Source organism: Enterobacter cloacae complex sp. P15RS (assembly GCF_014895905.1).
GTDB classification, from domain to species: domain Bacteria; phylum Pseudomonadota; class Gammaproteobacteria; order Enterobacterales; family Enterobacteriaceae; genus Enterobacter; species Enterobacter quasihormaechei.
Genome location: NZ_JADBQL010000015.1, coordinates 1 through 19707, shown reverse-complemented (window position 1 = coordinate 19707; position 19707 = coordinate 1). Strand labels below are relative to the sequence as shown.

The window sequence follows — 19707 nt, the reverse complement described above, 5'->3', positions numbered from 1 at the left end:
TGCTGGCCTGCGGGGAGACCCGTAGGCCGGATAAGCGCAGCGCCATCCGGCGACCGCTCCTGGATCTCCGCTTTTTCGCCCCGTCTGTCAAATAAATTAGCCGCTAACTATCTGGCTGGTTTATCATCATTAATGAATATCTCTGCGGTTTGACCGCGTTTTCCCTTTTTCCTGAGGTTGATGTGCAGTTAACAAGTTTCACCGATTACGGCTTACGCGCGCTGATTTATATGGCGTCGTTACCCGATGGGAAGATGACCAGTATCTCTGAAGTCACAGAGGTATACGGTGTGTCCCGTAATCATATGGTCAAAATAATCAATCAACTTAGTCGTGCCGGATACGTTGCTGCCGTCCGCGGGAAGAATGGAGGGATCCGTCTCGGTAAACCGGCACAGAGTATCCGTATTGGCGATGTGGTACGTGAACTGGAGCCACTATCTCTGGTGAACTGTAGCAGCGCGTTCTGCCACATTACGCCCGCTTGCCGCTTGAAACAGGCGCTTTCAAAGGCCGTGCAAAGTTTTCTCATGGAACTGGATAACTACACGCTGGCCGATTTGGTTGAAGAGAATCAACCGCTTTATAAATTATTGCTGGTGGAATGAAGAAAATTTCCACCGGAGCTGACAACGGAGGAACCGACATGTCACAAGATCCTTTCCAGGAACGCGAAGCCGAAAAATACGCGAATCCTATCCCCAGCCGCGAGTTCATCATTGAACACTTAACAAAACGCGAAAAACCCGCCAATCGTGAAGAACTTGCCGTTGAATTAAACATTGAAGGTGAAGAGCAAATTGAAGCCCTTCGCCGCCGCCTGCGCGCCATGGAGCGCGACGGCCAGCTGGTCTTTACCCGCCGCCAGTGCTACGCGCTGCCGGAACGCCTCGACCTGCTGAAAGGCACCGTTATTGGTCACCGCGACGGCTTTGGCTTCCTGCGCGTGGAAGGCCGTAAAGACGATCTGTACCTCTCATCTGAACAGATGAAGATGTGTATCCACGGCGACCAGATCCTGGCGCAGCCGCTGGGTGCTGACCGTAAAGGCCGCCGCGAAGCGCGCGTGGTGCGCGTGCTGGTGCCAAAAACCAGCCAGATTGTGGGCCGCTATTTTACCGATGCGGGCGTCGGCTTTGTGGTGCCGGACGACAGCCGTCTGAGCTTCGATATTCTGATCCCACCTGAAGAGGTGATGGGCGCGCGCATGGGCTTTGTGGTGGTGGTAGAACTCACCCAGCGCCCAACCCGTCGCACCAAAGCGGTGGGTAAAATCGTCGAAGTGCTGGGCGATAACATGGGCACCGGCATGGCCGTCGATATGGCGCTGCGTACCCATGAAATTCCATACGTCTGGCCGAAAGCGGTTGAAGATCAGATTGAAAACCTGCGTGAAGAAGTGCCGGAAGAGTCCAAAGTTGGCCGCGTCGATCTGCGCTCCCTGCCGCTGGTCACCATTGATGGTGAAGACGCCCGCGACTTCGATGACGCCGTGTACTGTGAGAAAAAACGCGGTGGTGGCTGGCGTCTGTGGGTGGCTATCGCTGACGTAAGCTATTACGTGCGTCCACACACGCCGCTGGATAACGAAGCGCGCAGCCGCGGTACGTCGGTGTACTTCCCGTCGCAGGTGGTACCGATGCTGCCAGAAGTGCTTTCTAACGGCCTCTGTTCCCTCAACCCGCAGGTGGACCGCCTGTGTATGGTCTGCGAAATGACCATCTCCAGCAAAGGTCGACTGACGGGCTACAAGTTCTACGAAGCGGTGATGAGCTCCCATGCGCGCCTGACCTACACTAAGGTCTGGCATATGTTGCAGGGCGATCAGGATCTGCGCGAACAGTACGCGCCGCTGGTCAAACACATTGAAGAACTGCACAACCTCTACAAAACGCTGGATCAGGCGCGCGAAGAGCGCGGTGGGATCTCGTTTGAGAGTGAAGAGGCCAAGTTCATCTTTAACGCCGAGCGTCGCATCGAGCGTATCGAGCAGACCCAACGTAACGATGCCCACAAGCTGATTGAAGAGTGTATGATCCTGGCGAACATCTCGGCGGCCCGTTTCGTTGAGAAAGCCAAAGAGCCTGCGCTGTTCCGTATCCACGACAAGCCAACCACGGAAGCCGTGACCTCATTCCGCTCCGTGCTGGCTGAGCTCGGCCTGGAGCTGCCTGGCGGTAATAAGCCTGAGCCACGCGATTACGCCGAGCTGCTGGAATCCATCAGCGATCGTCCTGACGCGGAAATGCTGCAAACCATGCTGCTGCGCTCCATGAAGCAGGCGATTTACGATCCGGAAAATCGGGGCCACTTCGGTCTGGCGTTGCAGTCTTACGCGCACTTTACCTCGCCGATCCGCCGTTATCCGGATCTGTCACTGCACCGTGCGATCAAGTATCTGCTGGCGCATGAGCAGGGCCATAAAGGCAACACGACTGAAACCGGTGGGTATCACTACTCCATGGAAGAGATGCTGCAACTGGGTCAGCACTGTTCCATGACCGAGCGCCGTGCGGATGAAGCGACGCGCGACGTGGCGGACTGGCTGAAGTGTGACTTTATGCTGGATCAGGTTGGTAACGTCTTTAAAGGCGTGATTGCCAGCGTCACCGGCTTTGGTTTCTTCGTGCGTCTGGATGAGCTGTTTATCGACGGCCTGGTGCACGTTTCCAGCCTCGATAATGATTACTACCGCTTCGATCAGGTCGGTCAACGTCTGATCGGCGAATCCGGCGGCCAGACCTACCGTCTGGGCGATCGGGTGGAAGTGAAGGTTGAAGCCGTAAATATGGACGACCGTAAGATCGACTTCAGCCTCATCTCCAGCGAGCGTGCTCCGCGTAACGTCGGCAAAACCGAGCGTGAGAAAGCGAAAAAAGGCGGCAACGGTAAAGCGGGCGGCAAGCGACGTCAGGCAGGTAAAAGAGTAAACTTTGAGCCAGACAGCGCCTTCCGTGGCGAAAAGAAGCAGAAGCCCAAGGCGGCAAAAAAAGACGCCCGAAAAGCGAAAAAGCCGTCGACTAAAACCCAGAAAATAGCGGCCGCGACCAAAGCGAAGCGCGCGGCGAAGAAACAGCAGGCGGAGTAATTTCCCCTCACCCTGACCCTCTCCCCAACGGGAGAGGGGAAATATTTATTACGAGAACCATCAATGAGTGAAATGATTTACGGCATCCACGCGGTGCAGGCCCTGCTGGAGCGCGCACCGGAGCGTTTTCAGGAAGTCTTTATTCTGAAAGGGCGCGAGGACAAACGTCTGATGCCGCTGATCCACGCGCTGGAAGCGCAGGGCGTCGTGATCCAGCTGGCGAACCGCCAGTATCTGGACGAGAAAAGCGAAGGTGCGGTGCACCAGGGCATTATCGCGCGCGTGAAGCCGGGCCGTCAGTATCAGGAGAACGATCTGCCGGATCTGATCGCTGAGCTGGATAACCCGTTCTTCCTGATCCTTGATGGCGTAACCGACCCGCACAACCTGGGCGCGTGCCTGCGTAGCGCCGATGCAGCAGGCGTGCATGCGGTGATTGTGCCAAGAGATCGTTCCGCGCAGCTTAACGCTACCGCTAAAAAAGTGGCCTGCGGCGCGGCGGAAAACGTTCCGCTGATCCGCGTGACTAACCTGGCGCGCACCATGCGTCTGTTGCAGGAAGAGAATATCTGGATCGTCGGCACGGCCGGTGAAGCGGATCACACCCTGTATCAGAGCAAAATGACCGGCCGCATGGCGCTGGTGATGGGGGCAGAAGGTGAAGGCATGCGTCGCCTGACCCGCGAGCACTGCGACGAGCTGATCAGCATTCCGATGGCGGGCAGCGTGTCATCCCTGAACGTTTCCGTTGCAACGGGCATCTGCCTGTTTGAAGCGGTGCGCCAGCGCGGATAGCCTGTTATGCCGGGTGGCGGCTTCGCCTTACCCGGCCTACAAAGGCACGGTACCGTAGGCCCGGTAAGCGCAGCGCCACCGGGCATTTACCTCACTCCTCTAACGACCGCAAATGGTCATCCTTCCTCAGCGTCATCAGCGCGAAAATACTCACCACCGCCGTTGCCATCACGTAGTAGGCCGGAATGTCCAGGTTGCCCGTCTGCTTAATCAGCCCGGTAATGATTAACCCCGCACAGCCCGAAAAAATCGCGTTCGATAACGAATAGGCCAGCCCCAGCCCCGTATAGCGCACGCGCGTGGGGAACATCTCAGACAGCATTGCCGGTCCCGGCCCTGCCAGCATCCCCACCAGACCGCCCGCAATCAGTACCACCATCGCTTTAACTGCCAGCGTACTCGATTCTGCCTGCAAAATTTTCAGCAGCGGCAGGGCGAGGATCAGCAGGAGCACGGTGGCGATAATCATCACCGTTCGCCGCCCGATCCTGTCGCTCAGCATGCCCGACGGAATGATAGTAAGCGCAAATCCAATGTTAGAAATCACCGCAATCAGCAGCGCCTGGTTAAAACCGGTGTGCAGCGCAGATTGCAGATAGGTCGGCATAATCACCAGATAGGTATACCCCGCCGCAGACCAGACCATCACCCGGCCAATGCCCATCAGAATGGTTTTGAACGTGGCGGCGGTGCTGGCCTGAGTCATAACCGGTTTTTCTCGTTGCTGCACAAAGCTCGGCGTCTCTTCCATGCTCACCCGCAGCCATAGCGCGACCGCACCCATCGGCAACGCCAGGAAGAACGGAATGCGCCAGCCCCAGTCGTGCAGGGCTTCAGGCGTGAGGAGGGCAGAGAGCAGCGCGACAATGCCTGCGCCCGCTAACAGCCCGAGCGCCACGGTGAAGGACTGCCATGCCCCGTAAAGGCCGCGCTTGCCGCGCGGGGCGAACTCTGTCATCAACGAAACCGCACCGCCGTACTCTCCGCCCGCGAACAGTCCTTGCAGAATACGCAGGAGCGTAACGATCAGCGGCGCAGCAATGCCGATACTGGCGTAGACCGGCACAATGCCAATAGCGGCGGTGGCGAGCGTCATCAGTATCAGCACAATAATCAGCGTCGGCTTGCGGCCAATCCTGTCGCCAATGCGGCCAAAGACCACCGCACCCAGCGGGCGGAAGAAAAAGGCGATGGCGAACGAGGCCCAGGTGAGGATCAGGCTGGTCAGCTCCGCTTCCCCTTCAAGCTGGAAGAAGTTTCTGGCAATGACGGTTGCCAGAAAACCGTAAACCGCAAATTCATACCACTCAATGAAGTTGCCGATGGAGCCTGCAATTAATGCACGCTTGTGCGCATCCTGTTGCATAACGATCCTCACAAAAACGGGGTAAGAATAAATTATTCAGCATTAGCGAAGTAATGAAATAGTTTATTCTTATGTTCTGTGAGCTATTTCACGGATGATATCAACACGATCGCCATCGTGTGACTCCTCTCCCATGCAGCGTGTTTGCCCTCTGTCCATACTTACCTTTATTGCCAATGAAAGGAGGGAGACAGCATGCACTGGCAGACGCATACCGTTTTTAATCAACCTGCACCGCTATCGAACAGCAACCTTTTCCTCTCTGATTGCGCCCTGCGCGATGCGGTAGTGCGTGAAGGGGCGGAGTGGGATCTGGATCTTCTTGCCAGCATCGGACAGCAGTTGGGCACGGCGGAGTCGCTGGAGCTGGGCAGGCTGGCGAACGTTAACCCGCCGGAACTGCTGCGATATGACGCCACGGGAGCGCGGCTGGATGACGTCCGCTTTCATCCGGCATGGCATCTTCTGATGCAGGGGCTTTGCGCCAACCGGGTACACAACCTGGCGTGGGAAGAGGCGGCGCGAAAAGGATCGTTCGTCGCCCGGGCCGCGCGTTTCGTGCTGCATGCCCAGGTGGAGGCGGGAACGCTATGCCCGGTAACCATGACCTTTGCCGCCACGCCGCTGCTGCAACAGTTGCTGCCCAACCCCTTTCAGGACTGGTTAACCCCGCTGATGAGCGATCGTTACGATCCCCATCTCGCCCCGGGCGCGCAAAAGCGCGGCCTGCTGATCGGCATGGGGATGACGGAAAAGCAGGGCGGTTCGGACGTGCTCAGCAACACCACCAGAGCAAAAAAATGCAGCGATGGCAGTTACTGGCTGGTGGGGCACAAATGGTTTTTCTCCGTACCGCAGAGCGATGCGCATCTGGTACTGGCGCAGGCGAAAGGCGGGTTGTCCTGCTTTTTTGTCCCGCGTTTCTTGCCCGACGGACAGCGCAACGCGGTGCGTCTGGAGCGTCTGAAGGACAAGCTCGGCAACCGCTCGAATGCCAGCAGTGAGGCTGAGTTTCTCGATGCTTCCGGCTGGCTGCTGGGCGAAGAGGGAGAAGGCGTCCGGCAAATTCTGAAGATGGGCGGGCTGACGCGCGTCGACTGCGCGCTTGGCAGCCACGGACTGATGCGTCGTGCGCTCTCGGTGGCGCTTTATCATGCCCATCAGCGGCAGACCTTCGGCAAGAATCTGATCGACCAGCCGTTAATGCGCGAGGTGCTAAGCCGGATGGCGCTGGTACTGGAAGGGCAGACGGCGCTGCTGTTCCGACTCGCCCGGGCGTGGGACAACCGTACCGATCCGCAGGAAGCCGCGTGGGCGCGGCTTTTCACGCCGGCGGCAAAATACAGCGTCTGCAAAGCGGGCATACCGTTTGTGGCAGAGGCAATGGAGGTGCTGGGTGGCGCAGGCTATTGCGAAGAGAGTGAGCTTCCGCGGTTGTACCGTGAAATGCCCGTTAACAGCATCTGGGAAGGCTCTGGCAATATTATGTGCCTGGATGTCCTGCGCGTGCTGGCGAAGCAGCCAGGCATTCTCGACCTGCTCGCCGATGATTTTGCGCAGGTAAAAGGCCAGGACAGGCACTTCGATCGCAGCTGGCGGCAGCTACAGCAGAAGCTACGCAAACCACAGGAAGCGCAGGGCAGGGAGATCGCGCAGCAGCTCTTTTTACTAGGCGCCGGAAGCCAGATGCTGCGGCACGCATCGCCGCCCGTAGCGCAGGCGTGGTGCCGCATGATGCTGGATGCCCGGGGCGGCACGCTGATGAGCGAGCAGGTGCAAAACGACCTGCTGCTGCGCGCCACGGGCCGGGTCGGTTAAGCCTTCAGCTGGAACAGGCTCACCAGCCGGGTGAGGTGCGACCCCTTCTCGCGCAGCGTCTGTGCCGTCTGCTCGCTGCGTGAGATACGATCGGCATTAATATGCGATGCCTCACCGATGTGCGTCATCGCCAGATTCACCTGGCGAATACCCGCAGACTGCTCGCGGGACGCGTGATTGATCTCGGTGACAAGCTGGCTGATGTTATCGATATGAACAATGATGGAGTCCATCGCCAGGCGCGTTTTTTCAGACAGCGCGTGGCCTTCGCTTACCTTGTTCAGCGTGTCGCCAATCAGCTGTTCAATCTCTTTAACCGCGTTGGCGCTGCGTGCCGCCAGGGCGCGCACTTCCTGCGCCACTACGGCGAAACCTTTGCCGTGTTCGCCCGCCCGCGCCGCTTCTACCGCCGCATTGAGCGCCAGAATATTGGTCTGGAAAGCGATGGACTCAATCACGCGGGTGATGTCTTCAATGCGTTTTGATGCGTCGCGAATATCATCCATGGTGGATACCGCGTGGGTCACCGTCTCTCCACCCTGATGCACCGCGCGCGAGGTTTCACCCACCAGCTGCTGCGTTTGTTCCATGTTAGCGGCGTTTTGCTGCACGGTCGCGGCTAACTGCTCCATGCTGGCGGAGGTCTCCTCAACGCTGCTGGCCTGCTTGTTGATCTGTTCAGAGATCTCGCCGGTGTCTGAAGCCAGCGCGTTAGTCCCCAGATGGATCTCGCCTGCGGCCTCGCGGACCTGCAAGACAATTTTTTGCAGACCGCCGCCGATGCCGTTAATGGCGTCAACCAGCTGGCCGACTTCATCCTGTCGCGTGACCGGCAGGCTGGCACGCAGATCGCCTGCGGCATACTGCCGGGCAAGCTCGATTACCGCGCGCAGCGGGCGGGTCAGCATCCGGCGAATGAGGATAACGAACAGGCCCGCGAAGAGCGCGGATAACACCACGCCCGCCATCAGGAAGCGATCGCGCAGGGTGGTGACGCTTGAAAGCAGTACGGCTTTGTCCACTTCACCCACGATGGTCCAGTTCCAGCCCGCCAGCGGCGTGTAGGCGACTTTGAGCGTACGGCCATCCGCACTCACGCGTTCCAGCGTCCCGGGTTTGTCACTCAAAAGCTGCTGCTGCGTCGCGGCGTCCCAGGCGGGCAGTTTGCCCTCTTCGCTGGCGTGGAACAGGTACTGTCCGCGCGTTTTACCGCTGCTGCGGTCCAGCACGTAGAAATGACCGCTTTCGCCCAGTCGACGGTTAAGGATTTTCTCGCGCATGACGTTCCACGAATGGGTGATGTCCACGCCGACAAAGATAATACCGATAACCTGGCCTTCCGCATTCTTAACAGGCTGATATTGCGTGATGTAGCGCTTGCCAAACAGTAGAGCGAGTCCACGATAGACTTCCCCTTTCGTGACGGCGGCAAATGCCGGGCTGGTGGTATCCAGAACGGTTCCGATTGCGCGGTCGCCGTTCTCTTTGCGCAGCGACGTCGCCACGCGAATAAAATCGTTACCGCTGCGGACAAACAGCGTCGAGATAGCGCCCGTTCGGCTCAGGAAGTCATCAGAAAGCGTATTGTTTTCATGCAACTCCGTTTCACCGCCCTTCAGCAGAGGAACGGTAAGGCCGTTAATGGTCCGGCTCTGGCTGCTGTCGCTGTTCAGTGGCTGTGGCAAAAAGGTGGTGAACAGACGGGTATAGCTCTCGACCTCTTCGCTCAGGCTGGTGTTGAACATCTCTACCATATCCACCATGCCGGTAGACTGGTTATGCAGGTCTTCAACCGCAAGATCTTCAAGCTGCTGGCTGGCGTTGTGGCTCAACAGGAAAGTGAACAGCAAAAAAAGCGTGGCGACACTTGCACCTGTAAGCAGCGATAGCTTCGTGCCCAGACCTGCCCGACGGAAAAAAGTGATCATAAATTGCTCATCATTGAAAAGGTATGGCTGTTCAACGGCAGAGCGGAGAGAACGTTTATCTTTTTACTGCAACTGAATGTTACGAGGTTGTTTTTATTGCGTTTCTGGAGAGATAAAAAATTTGCAAAAGTGAAAAGCCACTAAAATTAAGTGGCTTTTATCGGAAGGGATTATGCATAAAGAATGGCCTGTACGCGCCAGAGATTAACATGGTGATCTTCTTGCATCTGGACGATGCGATACCAGGAGGCACCCTGTTCATCGGCCTTCAGGGCGACGACACGTTCCACGTCTTGCGGACTCCCCGTTATATTGTTAACGGAGATCTGACCAATCTCGTTCAGGCCCGTGACGCAATCCGCGCTGGCAAATTCGGCTGACTGCGCCGTGGTGCTCAGCAGGCCTGCTGAAAGTAATAGCGTCGTTAAAGCAAGGGTTCGTTTCATCGTCAGCTCCTTTTCACGTGTCTCCGGTATCCGCCGGGCAATCCTTCGCGAATAAACGCATTTCCATTGTTGCTGGCATGCAGTTTATTGTGGACAGGAAAATGTCTACGGACGAAAAGCAGTGTAAAGGTCGTTCAAATGATGATGCCTACTTACGGTACAAAATTCCCTGCGCGTACCACTGTCCCGTAATAATGGTTTCATCAATCATAATGATGACGTAATAATCTGCTTTTGCGGCAACGGCCTGCGCTTCAATTGCGTCTTCTGCATCATCCGGTGAACCGCGAACCATCGCGGATACGGTTCCCAGGCGTTGTAATCCTTCCGTCTGATTACGACGAATTTCCTGGGGACGATCGGTAACCGGCGGTGCCGGTTCTGGCGTACCCTGCAATACGGAACATCCGCCGAGCAGTGTGACCAGCAATAAAGCGGTAAGCCTGCGCATAGCCCTGTCTCTTTTCCTGATAGCCATAGTGTAGTTGTCTGCGAATTTAGTTTTGGGGGAATGTTCCCGAAGTGTTATCTGGAACGTAGATTTCGAATGAAAATATCGTGAAACCGTAATCCAGCTCTCAACATTATGAATCATTCATCAGCACAGGATCGACAATGATTGAAATTGAAACGCGCCGCCTGAATGACCATGAAATCCTCCATGCTTTTCCGGCAGGTAATAGTGAACAACCGCTGCCGGCGGTGGTTTTCTATCATGGCTTTCTCTCCTCGAAGCTGGTCTACAGCTATTTTGCCGTCGCGCTGGCGCAGGCCGGCTTTCGCGTCGTCATGCCTGATGCCCCGAACCATGGTGCACGCTTTAACGGCGATGAGCAGGCGCGGCTGGGGCTGTTCTGGCAAACGCTGCACGGCAATCTGGCCGAGTTCGCCGGGCTGCGTGACGCGCTCTTACAGGCGGGGCTGGTGGAGGGGAAACGGCTGGCGGTCGCAGGCGCATCAATGGGGGGAATGACGGCGCTGGGGATCATGGCCAGGCATCCTGAGGTAGCGTCCGTGGCTTGCCTGATGGGGTCGGGCTACTTTACGTCACTGGCAAAGACGCTGTTTCCGCCGCAGGCACCTCAGGAGATTGAGGCTCTGTTGTCTGAATGGGACGTCAGCCACGCGCTTTCGCGGCTGGCCGATCGTCCGCTGCTGCTCTGGCATGGAGATGCCGACGACGTTGTACCGCCCGGTGAAACGTTCCGTCTGCAACAGGCGCTACAGCGCGAAGGGCTGGACAGCAATCTGACCTGCCAGTGGGGAGCCGGCGTCCGGCACCGCATTACCCCGGCAGCACTGGAGGCGACGGTGGCGTTTTTCCGCCAGCATCTTTAAACGCGGAGCACCTTAACACCCTGATCCTCAAGCTTGCTGAGGATCTCAGGGTTGGCGTTTTTGCCGGTGATCACCATGCTGATTTGCTCGGCGCGGCTGAAAAGCATGCCGGCGCGTTCACCGACCTTGCTGCTGTCGACCAGCACCACCAGCTTGCCTACCACGTTAAGCATGTTTTGTTCCGCCATTGCGGTGAGCATATCGGTTTTATACAGGCCATCCGCCGTCAGACCCTTGCCGCTGGTAAACATCCAGTGCCCGGCATAAAGGCTATTTTCACTGTCCTGCGGGCTAAGGGTAATGGACTGGCTCTTGTTGTACTGGCCGCCCATGATCACCACGCTTTCATGTTCCTGGTCAATGAGATAGTTGGCCAGCGGCAGGTAGTTGGTAATGATTTGCACCGGCTTGCCGCACATCTCGCGGCCCAGCAGAAACGCCGTCGAGCCGCAGTTGATCACCACGCTCTCGCCGGGATTCACCAGCTGTGACGCCGCTCGGGCAATCCGCACCTTTTCATCGTGATTCTGCGCCTGGTGGATGTTCATTGGCGTCCAGCGTGGACGCTGCTGGCTGATGGCCTCTGCGCCGTTGCGGACTTTTTTCAGCTTGCCGCTCTCATCCAGCTTGTTGATATCCCGCCGCGCGGTAGCGGGGGAGATCCCTAAACGTTCGATCACTTTCTCGACGGTGATAAACCCTGTTTGCGCCAGGAGTTCCAGTAAAATTTGATGCCGTTGCGCTTCCGTCATGAGCTATTCCGATAAGAATTGATTTGAAAAGATAATATTTGAAATAGCGTGAAATTACTAAAATAAAAATGACATCGCCAGACGCAGGGTCTGGCGACTGGGCTTCACAATCAGAGGAAGGATTTAAACGGCAGGTCTGGCTCAATAGTAAAGCAATCATCGAAGCCACGCGGGTAGTGGTACTCAAGATTGTCTTTATCCAGCGGCCAGGTGAATTTGCCGCCAACCTGCCAGATGAACGGCTTGAAGCCATACTTGAGGCGGTCTTTTTTCATCTCCCACAGGACGCGGATCTCTTGCGGATCGGCCTGGAAGTTTGACCAGATATCGTGATGGAACGGGATCACCACTTTGGTGTTCAGCGCTTCCGCCATGCGCAGCATATCCGCGCTGGTCATTTTGTCCGTAATACCGCGCGGGTTTTCCCCGTAGGAGCCGAGCGCCACGTCAATCTGATGCTCGTTGCCGTGCTTCGCGTAGTAGTTAGAGTAGTGGGAATCTCCGCTGTGATACAGGGAGCCGCCAGGCGTTTTGAACAGGTAGTTCACCGCGCGCTCGTCCATCCCGTCTGGCAGTACGCCTGCGGCTTTCTGGTCGGCAGGCAGGGTAATCAGCGCGGTGCGGTCAAAAGCATCCAGCGCGTGAATTTCAATGTCTTTGATTTTCACCACGTCGCCCGGCTTCATCACGATGCAGCGCTCTTTTGGTACGCCCCAGCCGATCCACAAATCCACGCAGGTCTGCGGCCCGATGAACGGTACGTCGTCCGCGCAGTTTTGCATCACCGCGGCCGCCACGTTTACGTCAATGTGATCGTTGTGATCGTGGGTAGAGAGCACGGCGTCGATCTGGCGAATGGCAAAAGGATCAAGCACAAAAGGCGTGGTGCGCAGGTTCGGCTGAAGTTTTTCCACCCCGGCCATACGCTGCATCTGGTGGCCTTTTTTCATCAGCGGATTGCCGTGGCTCTGCTTGCCGGTGCCGCACCAGAAATCGACGCAAATGTTGGCGCCGCCTTCTGACTTCAGCCAGATGCCGGTGCAGCCCAGCCACCACATCGCAAAGGTGCCAGGAGCAACCTGTTCCTGCTCGATCTCTTCGTTCAGCCAGCTACCCCACTCTGGAAAGGTGCTCAGGATCCATGATTCACGGGTGATGGTTTCCACTTTACTCATCGTTTGACTCCTGCTTTTAATCAAAAATAATCATTATGTGATTTGTTGTGATTAATGCTGGCACTGTTTGCATCGATTTGCAATGGCTGGTGTGCGGAAAATTCCCCTCGTCACATCACAGAAAAACCCTCTGTTCGTTGTTAAGATAACCGCTATATATCATTAACATGATGAATTTTAAGAATTAATATGCTGTGCTTCATCGGTGGTGTAAATCATTACTAAAGCTATGGAAATAAATTGCGTGATCCGTCACAAATAATCAAATGCAATCTTGTGATGATTATTTGTGATTAATAGAGTGATGGCACCAACCACACAAGGATTACCCCTTGTGTTCTCACTTTCTGGAGAGAGTTATGGAGATCCTCTACAACGTCTTTACCGTGTTCTTTAATCAGGTAATGACCAACGCCCCGCTGTTGCTGGGTATCGTGACGTGCCTGGGTTACATCCTGCTGCGCAAAAGCGTCAGCGTGATTATCAAAGGCACCATCAAAACCATCATTGGTTTTATGCTGTTGCAGGCGGGGTCTGGCATTCTGACCAGCACGTTTAAGCCGGTCGTTGCCAAAATGTCCGAGGTGTACGGCATTAACGGCGCCATCTCTGACACTTACGCGTCCATGATGGCCACTATCGATCGCATGGGTGATGCGTACAGCTGGGTTGGGTATGCGGTACTGCTCGCGCTGGCGCTGAACATCATTTACGTGCTCCTGCGTCGCATCACCGGCATTCGAACCATCATGCTTACCGGACACATCATGTTCCAGCAGGCGGGGCTGATTGCCGTTTCTCTCTATATCTTCGGCTACCCAATGTGGACCACGGTCATCTGCACGGCAGTGCTGGTCTCGCTTTACTGGGGCATCACCTCCAACATGATGTACAAGCCCACGCAGGACGTCACGGACGGCTGCGGCTTTTCCATCGGTCACCAGCAGCAGTTCGCCTCCTGGATTGCCTACAAAGTTGCGCCTTATCTGGGCAAAAAAGAGGAGAGTGTCGAAGACCTCAAACTGCCTGGCTGGTTGAATATCTTCCACGACAACATCGTCTCAACGGCGATTGTGATGACCCTTTTCTTCGGTGCCATTCTGCTCTCCTTCGGCATTGACGTGGTGCAGGCCATGGCGGGTAAAACCCACTGGACGGTCTATATCCTGCAAACCGGCTTCTCTTTCGCCGTGGCCATTTTCATCATCACCCAGGGCGTGCGCATGTTCGTTGCCGAACTCTCTGAGGCGTTCAACGGTATCTCCCAGCGCCTGATCCCTGGCGCGGTACTGGCGATTGACTGTGCGGCTATCTATAGCTTTGCGCCTAACGCCGTGGTCTGGGGCTTTATGTGGGGCACCATCGGCCAGCTGATTGCGGTCGGCATCCTGGTGGGCTGTGGCTCCTCCATCCTGATTATTCCCGGCTTTATCCCGATGTTCTTCTCCAACGCCACCATCGGCGTGTTTGCGAACCACTTCGGCGGATGGCGCGCCGCGCTCAAGATCTGCCTGGTGATGGGCATGGTTGAAATCTTCGGCTGCGTGTGGGCGGTCAAGCTCACCGGCATGAGCGCCTGGATGGGCATGGCGGACTGGTCAATTCTGGCACCGCCGATGATGCAGGGCTTTGCCTCCGTCGGGCTGGTCTTTATGGCCGTGATCATCCTGATTGCACTGACTTATATGTTCTTCGCTGGCCGTTCGCTGCGGGCTGAAGAAGATGCGGAAAAACAAACAGCAGAAGTTTCTGCTCACTAAGGAGTTTCGACTATGACCGTACGTATCCTGGCTGTGTGTGGCAATGGGCAAGGAAGCTCCATGATCATGAAAATGAAAGTGGACCAGTTTTTAACCCAGTCAAACATTGACCACACGGTGAACAGCTGCGCAGTGGGTGAATACAAAAGTGAACTGAACGGCGCGGACATCATCATCGCCTCAACGCACATTGCCGGTGAGATTAGCGTCTCGGGTAACAAATACGTGGTAGGCGTGCGCAACATGCTGTCGCCTGCGGATTTTGGACCAAAACTGCTGGACGTGATCAAAGAACACTTCCCACAGGACGTGAAGTAAGGACGCCACATGAAACTACGTGATTCGCTGGCAGAGAATAACTCCATCCTTCTACAAGCCGACGCCAGCACCTGGCAGGACGCGGTGAAGCTGAGCGTGGATCTGCTGGTTAAGGCGGACGTTGTCGAGCCGCGTTATTACCAGGCCATTCTGGACGGCGTGGCGCAGCACGGCCCCTATTTTGTGATTGCCCCGGGGCTGGCCATGCCGCATGGACGTCCTGAAGAGGGCGTCAGGAAAACCGGTTTTGCGCTGGTGACGCTGAAAACGCCGCTGGTGTTCAACCACGAAGATAACGACCCGGTCGATATCCTCATCACCATGGCGGCTGTCGATGCCAACACCCACCAGGAGGTGGGGATCATGCAAATCGTCAATCTGTTTGAGGACGAAGCCAATTTCGACCGTTTACGTGCCTGCCGTACCGCGCAGGAAGTACTGGATTTAATTGATCACGCCACTGCGGCGGCAGTTTAAGAGGGAATTGAATATGTCATTACCAATGTTGCAGGTCGCGCTGGATAACCAGACGCTGTCTCACGCCTACGAAACCACCCGCCTGATTGCGGAAGAAGTCGACATCATCGAAGTGGGCACCATTCTGTGCGTAGGCGAGGGCGTTCGCGCGGTTCGCGACCTGAAAGCGCTCTACCCGCATAAAATCGTGCTCGCAGATGCCAAAATCGCCGATGCGGGCAAAATTCTCTCTCGCATGTGCTTCGAAGCCAACGCTGACTGGGTCACCGTGATTTGCTGTGCGGATATCAACACCGCGAAAGGTGCCCTGGATGTGGCAAAAGAATTTAACGGCGACGTGCAGATAGAGCTGACCGGTTTCTGGACCTGGGAGCAGGCGCAGGCGTGGCGCGACGCGGGTATTCAGCAGGTGGTGTATCACCGCAGCCGCGATGCGCAGGCCGCAGGCGTGGCGTGGGGCGAAGCCGATATCAGCGCGATCAAACGCCTGGCCGATATGGGCTTCAAAGTCACCGTTACCGGTGGCCTGGCGCTGGAAGATCTGCCGCTGTTCAAGGGTATTCCAATCCACGTCTTTATTGCCGGCCGCAGCATTCGCGACGCGGCATCTCCGGTGGAAGCGGCGCGTCAGTTCAAACGCTCCATCGCTCAGCTTTGGGGCTAAGGAGCGGGTATGTTGTCAAAACAGGTCCCGCTTGGCATCTATGAAAAGGCACTCCCTGCGGGGGAGTGCTGGCTGGAGCGGTTACAGCTGGCGAAGCAGCTGGGTTTTGATTTTGTCGAAATGTCGGTGGATGAGACGGACGAGCGCCTTTCTCGCCTGGACTGGACCCGCGAGCAGCGTCTGGCGCTGGTGAGCGCCATTGCCGAAACCGGCGTGCGGGTGCCATCCATGTGCCTGAGCGCGCACCGTCGTTTTCCGCTTGGCAGTGAAGACGATGCCGTGCGCGCTGAGGGGCTGGAGATCATGCGCAAAGCCATTCGTTTTGCGCAGGATGTCGGCATCCGCGTGATCCAGCTGGCGGGTTACGACGTTTACTATCAGGACGCCAACGATGAAACGCGCCGTCGTTTCCGGGACGGCCTGAAAGAGAGCGTTGAGATGGCAAGCCGCGCGCAGGTGACGCTGGCGATGGAGATCATGGACTACCCGTTGATGAACTCCATCAGCAAGGCGCTGGGCTATGCACACTACCTGAACAACCCGTGGTTCCAGCTGTATCCGGATATCGGCAACCTGTCGGCATGGGATAACGACGTACAGATGGAGCTTCAGGCGGGCATCGGGCATATCGTGGCGGTGCACGTCAAAGATACCCGTCCCGGCGTGTTTAAAAACGTGCCGTTCGGCACCGGGGTGGTGGATTTCGAACGGTGCTTCCAGACGCTCAAACAGACCGGCTATTGTGGGCCTTATCTGATTGAGATGTGGAGTGAAACTGCGGACGACCCGGCGGCAGAAGTGGCGAAAGCCAGGGACTGGGTGCGCGAACGTATGGCGCGGGCAGGCCTGCTGGAGGCGGAACATGCTTAAGCTAAAACAGCAGGTCTTTGAGGCCAATATGGATCTGCCGCGCTATGGCCTGGTGACGTTCACCTGGGGCAACGTGAGCGCCATCGATCGCGAGCAGGGGCGGGTGGTGATTAAGCCGAGCGGCGTAGCCTATGATGCCATGCGCGCTGAAGATATGGTGGTGGTTGACCTCGAAGGACACGTCGTTGAGGGCAAATGGCGTCCTTCTTCAGATACGGCAACCCATCTGGCGCTGTACCAGCGTTATCCGTCTCTGGGGGGCGTTGTTCACACCCACTCCACGCACGCGACCGCCTGGGCGCAGGCTGGGCTGGCAATTCCGGCGCTGGGCACAACCCATGCGGACTACTTCTTCGGTGATATTCCCTGCACGCGCGCGTTAACGCAGGCTGAAGTCGAAGGTGAGTACGAACTCAACACCGGCAGGGTCATTATCGAAACGCTGGGTGAGACGGAACCACTGCACACGCCGGGGATTGTGGTGTACCAGCATGGTCCGTTCTCGTGGGGTAAAGATGCGCATGACGCCGTGCATAACGCGGTGGTCATGGAAGAAGTGGCTCGAATGGCGTGGATTGCGCGCGGCATTAACCCGCAGCTTCAGGGCATTGATGATTACCTGATGAACAAGCATTTCATGCGTAAGCACGGACCCAATGCTTATTACGGGCAGAAGTGAATATGTGCTCTGGAATACCGAAACAGCTGTAACCGGTGGTATTCCGGGGCCATTCATCTTGAGAGTGTTCAGAGATCGGCGGATAAATATGTGACTTTTATACTCCATATGCCCACTGGATCCTGCTTCGTATAACCCCTCGCCACCGGAGCGTAATATCTATAATACCGCCTCGTCTCTGCATCGTGCTGCTGACCAGGCAGGCGGAGAAGCTGCATCAGCGGCAATCCTTGGTGGTCACAGTGGTACAGATGAATTTTACGCAGCGACGTAAATCCTCCCGATAATTACACCGGTCTGAGACGTTTCACGTCCTAGCGACCATAAAAAAACCTCAAAAACGAGTATTGTAAATCGAATTCAAAAAAATAGAGGTACCTCTAGATTTACTATCATCTGACATTTATAAAAAACATATAAATAATATCATATAGCAGGTTAAGTGATTTTTTATTTTATCAGAACCCTTTTCTTTCTTCATTTTCTACTAATCCTTTCGCTGTGGCAAATCCGGTTATAGTAAAGAAAATTTTGAGAAAATAATTTCGTCTGTCGGAGCGGTTTCTTAAATTATATTACTCATGGAGCACCCGGCGACACTTATACCTGGGGTTGCCAGCAGACCACGGCCTTCTGTCAAAACCCCACATTCGTTTCGATATCAGTGTCACCAAAAATTAAAATCTCCGACATTTCGTCTTTGATTTAAGGCGTTATTTCCATCGGATAAGTCTCCTTATATTGCTAAGGGTCTGAAAAGATAGGGAGCTGCCGATACAGCCGCAAGGGAAGCAGAACCATATACCCAACCTTCGCTAAATTATCTTGCCTTATTTCGTTCAACTTTAAATTTTTCTTTATTAAACTTCAATCATTTGATGTTTTTTCATAGGAAATAAAGCACACGCTCACCGATTCAAAACGAATTAAAGAGCCACGCTTTCCAATATATCATGGAAGAAAAGCAAGTTATTCAGGAGTTATACACATTTCACCCTAAATCAGAATCATAGTTTTTGACGAGGCGAATATAACTTCTAACATCATTGGCCATAAGTTGATCCGGATCTAAATAAGTTAATTTTATTAACAATGCTATCTCCTTCTTATTTGGATTGCGTTTTAGCCACCAATGAAAAGCGCCATTTCGATCATGTTCAGATCCCTGCTCATCTCCTTCTTGATAATGTTTAAATTGCCAAAGATAAAGTTCATCTGGATACATATCATAAATTTCCCACTCAATTGGAAAATTCATTTTTTCAAGAAATTCATGCTTATTCATTCCGTACTCCTATATAGCTGGCGGGGTTAGATCCCCACCCATATTTTCATATATTTGACAAGAAATTAAATCACCTCGTTGACACATCTCACCCGCTACATCCCGAACAGAAAAGTAATCACCAAGGATTCCTAAAAGCCTTCCGTATCTAAATACCTGCCTTTGTCTTTCAGACAACAGTTTTTTTGCATCATCCGTTATTTTTTTACAAAAAGCATTCTGTTCTTTAGACATTTTTGCTGCGTCAGCTTGCGATAAAGGCTTCCAATCATCGGTACTTACTCGTGGCCCATCATTTTTACCTAAATGAATATGGTTTGGTGAGTGATCTGGGCGAAAACTTGTTGCTTCAGGGCCTGGATTAGCATGAACAGAAGTGACGCCAGAAGCGCCTTTTATATCTTTACCTATATTTATTAACCCAAGAGGATCTATTTCTGTAGCAGGATTCATTGGATAAATGTAAGGATTCCATCCCCCCGCCAACCCTATCGGATCCTGCGTGATATACCTTCCCTGCGCCGGGTCGTAATACCGGTGCCGGTTATAACAGAGCCCTGTCTCCGCATCGTACTGCTGACCCGGCAGGCGGAGAAGCTGTTCCAGCCCGTCCGGGTTATCCTCCCGCAGCACGTCCCCCCATTCATCATACTCCGCCTGCCACGCGACACGCCCGTCATGGCATATCAGCGCCAGCGGCAGCCCCCGGTGGTCGCAGTGGTACAGGTGCAGTTTACGCAGCGGCGTGTACACCTGCTCCAGCTGTCGCGCCATCTGCTCCGCCGTCAGTCCACACTGCGCCAGCCACTGCTGATTAGCAGCACTGATTTCCCCGCACCGCAGCTCCGCCTCCAGCCCGTCCAGCATCGTCACCAGTACCGGGGGGAACGTGACGTTTGCGTCCTGCTGCAGCTTCTGCGCCAGCGTGCGGTATCCCGCCTGCGCCAG

Annotated in this window: 19 protein-coding genes and 1 pseudogene; 11 read left to right on the top strand and 9 right to left on the bottom strand. The window is 55.3% G+C overall.

The window, feature by feature from the left end; genetic code table 11:
- The first annotated feature begins 182 nt into the window (after window positions 1-182).
- The 3 genes from nsrR (at window position 183) to rlmB (ending at window position 3883) form a co-directional block, all read left to right on the top strand.
- The gene (gene nsrR, locus IM267_RS09940; protein WP_063450982.1) at window positions 183-608 is read left to right on the top strand and encodes a nitric oxide-sensing transcriptional repressor NsrR; all 426 of its coding nucleotides are present in this window, start codon (window positions 183-185) and stop codon (window positions 606-608) included.
- 38 nt (window positions 609-646) lie between these two features.
- Window positions 647-3088, top strand: a complete 2442-nt coding sequence (gene rnr, locus IM267_RS09935; RefSeq protein WP_193033312.1) for a ribonuclease R — start codon at window positions 647-649, stop codon at window positions 3086-3088.
- Between the two features lie 63 nt (window positions 3089-3151).
- Window positions 3152-3883, top strand: a complete 732-nt coding sequence (gene rlmB, locus IM267_RS09930; protein WP_003856001.1) for a 23S rRNA (guanosine(2251)-2'-O)-methyltransferase RlmB — start codon at window positions 3152-3154, stop codon at window positions 3881-3883.
- A gap of 91 nt (window positions 3884-3974) precedes the next feature.
- Here rlmB and IM267_RS09925 read toward each other — a convergent pair whose 3' ends face one another.
- A complete protein-coding gene (locus IM267_RS09925; protein ID WP_193033311.1) occupies window positions 3975-5249 on the bottom strand; it encodes an MFS transporter in 1275 nt (424 codons plus the stop codon).
- Between the two features lie 195 nt (window positions 5250-5444).
- On the opposite strand from IM267_RS09925, the gene IM267_RS09920 reads away from it, so the two are divergent.
- Complete coding sequence (locus IM267_RS09920) at window positions 5445-7067, top strand: isovaleryl-CoA dehydrogenase (RefSeq protein ID WP_193033310.1); 1623 nt, start codon at window positions 5445-5447, stop codon at window positions 7065-7067.
- Here IM267_RS09920 and IM267_RS09915 read toward each other — a convergent pair.
- The 3 genes from IM267_RS09915 to bsmA all read right to left on the bottom strand — a co-directional run bounded on the left by IM267_RS09915 (window position 7064) and on the right by bsmA (window position 9919).
- On the bottom strand, window positions 7064-8995 hold the full coding sequence (locus IM267_RS09915) for a methyl-accepting chemotaxis protein (protein WP_193033309.1): 1932 nt from the start codon (window positions 8993-8995) through the stop codon (window positions 7064-7066). The genes IM267_RS09920 and IM267_RS09915 overlap by 4 nt on opposite strands.
- A 170-nt stretch (window positions 8996-9165) precedes the next feature.
- Complete coding sequence (gene yjfN / locus IM267_RS09910) at window positions 9166-9441, bottom strand: DUF1471 family protease activator YjfN (RefSeq protein ID WP_063450923.1); 276 nt, start codon at window positions 9439-9441, stop codon at window positions 9166-9168.
- A gap of 148 nt (window positions 9442-9589) precedes the next feature.
- The gene (bsmA, locus tag IM267_RS09905; RefSeq protein ID WP_063867144.1) at window positions 9590-9919 is read right to left on the bottom strand and encodes a biofilm peroxide resistance protein BsmA; all 330 of its coding nucleotides are present in this window, start codon (window positions 9917-9919) and stop codon (window positions 9590-9592) included.
- Window positions 9920-10056: 137 nt separating this feature from the next.
- Here bsmA and yjfP point away from each other — a divergent pair, with 137 nt between their 5' ends.
- Entirely contained in the window at window positions 10057-10779 is a 723-nt protein-coding gene (yjfP, locus tag IM267_RS09900; protein WP_193033308.1) for an esterase, read from the top strand.
- On the opposite strand, the gene ulaR is transcribed toward yjfP, so the two are convergent.
- Window positions 10776-11531: an HTH-type transcriptional regulator UlaR gene (ulaR, locus tag IM267_RS09895; RefSeq protein WP_063867148.1), complete on the bottom strand. Its 756-nt coding sequence runs from the start codon at window positions 11529-11531 to the stop codon at window positions 10776-10778. The genes yjfP and ulaR overlap by 4 nt on opposite strands.
- A gap of 110 nt (window positions 11532-11641) precedes the next feature.
- Window positions 11642-12706, bottom strand: coding sequence for an L-ascorbate 6-phosphate lactonase (ulaG, locus tag IM267_RS09890; RefSeq protein ID WP_063450919.1), 1065 nt, complete (start codon window positions 12704-12706; stop codon window positions 11642-11644).
- 359 nt (window positions 12707-13065) lie between these two features.
- Here ulaG and ulaA point away from each other — a divergent pair, with 359 nt between their 5' ends.
- Genes ulaA through IM267_RS09860 form a run of 6 tightly spaced genes read left to right on the top strand, consistent with a single transcriptional unit; the run spans window position 13066 to window position 17474 of the window.
- On the top strand, window positions 13066-14466 hold the full coding sequence (gene ulaA, locus IM267_RS09885; RefSeq protein ID WP_022646831.1) for a PTS ascorbate transporter subunit IIC: 1401 nt from the start codon (window positions 13066-13068) through the stop codon (window positions 14464-14466).
- 12 nt (window positions 14467-14478) lie between these two features.
- A complete protein-coding gene (gene ulaB, locus IM267_RS09880; RefSeq protein ID WP_025758276.1) occupies window positions 14479-14784 on the top strand; it encodes a PTS ascorbate transporter subunit IIB in 306 nt (101 codons plus the stop codon).
- 9 nt (window positions 14785-14793) lie between these two features.
- Window positions 14794-15261: a PTS ascorbate transporter subunit IIA gene (gene ulaC / locus IM267_RS09875; RefSeq protein ID WP_193033307.1), complete on the top strand. Its 468-nt coding sequence runs from the start codon at window positions 14794-14796 to the stop codon at window positions 15259-15261.
- A 13-nt stretch (window positions 15262-15274) separates the two neighbouring features.
- Window positions 15275-15925: a 3-keto-L-gulonate-6-phosphate decarboxylase UlaD gene (gene ulaD, locus IM267_RS09870; protein ID WP_063867155.1), complete on the top strand. Its 651-nt coding sequence runs from the start codon at window positions 15275-15277 to the stop codon at window positions 15923-15925.
- Between the two features lie 9 nt (window positions 15926-15934).
- On the top strand, window positions 15935-16795 hold the full coding sequence (locus IM267_RS09865; RefSeq protein WP_063867157.1) for an L-ribulose-5-phosphate 3-epimerase: 861 nt from the start codon (window positions 15935-15937) through the stop codon (window positions 16793-16795).
- Window positions 16788-17474 (top strand): L-ribulose-5-phosphate 4-epimerase, encoded by a 687-nt coding sequence (locus IM267_RS09860; protein ID WP_193033306.1) that lies wholly within the window; start codon window positions 16788-16790, stop codon window positions 17472-17474. Before IM267_RS09865 ends, IM267_RS09860 begins: the two co-directional genes overlap by 8 nt.
- 68 nt (window positions 17475-17542) lie before the next feature.
- Here IM267_RS09860 and IM267_RS21550 read toward each other — a convergent pair.
- The 3 genes and pseudogenes from IM267_RS21550 to IM267_RS21480 form a co-directional block, all read right to left on the bottom strand.
- A pseudogene (locus IM267_RS21550) lies at window positions 17543-17749 on the bottom strand (hypothetical protein); the annotation flags it as partial.
- Between the two features lie 716 nt (window positions 17750-18465).
- On the bottom strand, window positions 18466-18759 hold the full coding sequence (locus IM267_RS09855) for a hypothetical protein (protein WP_193033305.1): 294 nt from the start codon (window positions 18757-18759) through the stop codon (window positions 18466-18468).
- Between the two features lie 9 nt (window positions 18760-18768).
- Window positions 18769-19707: RHS repeat-associated core domain-containing protein (locus tag IM267_RS21480; protein WP_193033304.1), on the bottom strand; the 939-nt coding region annotated here is incomplete at its 5' end.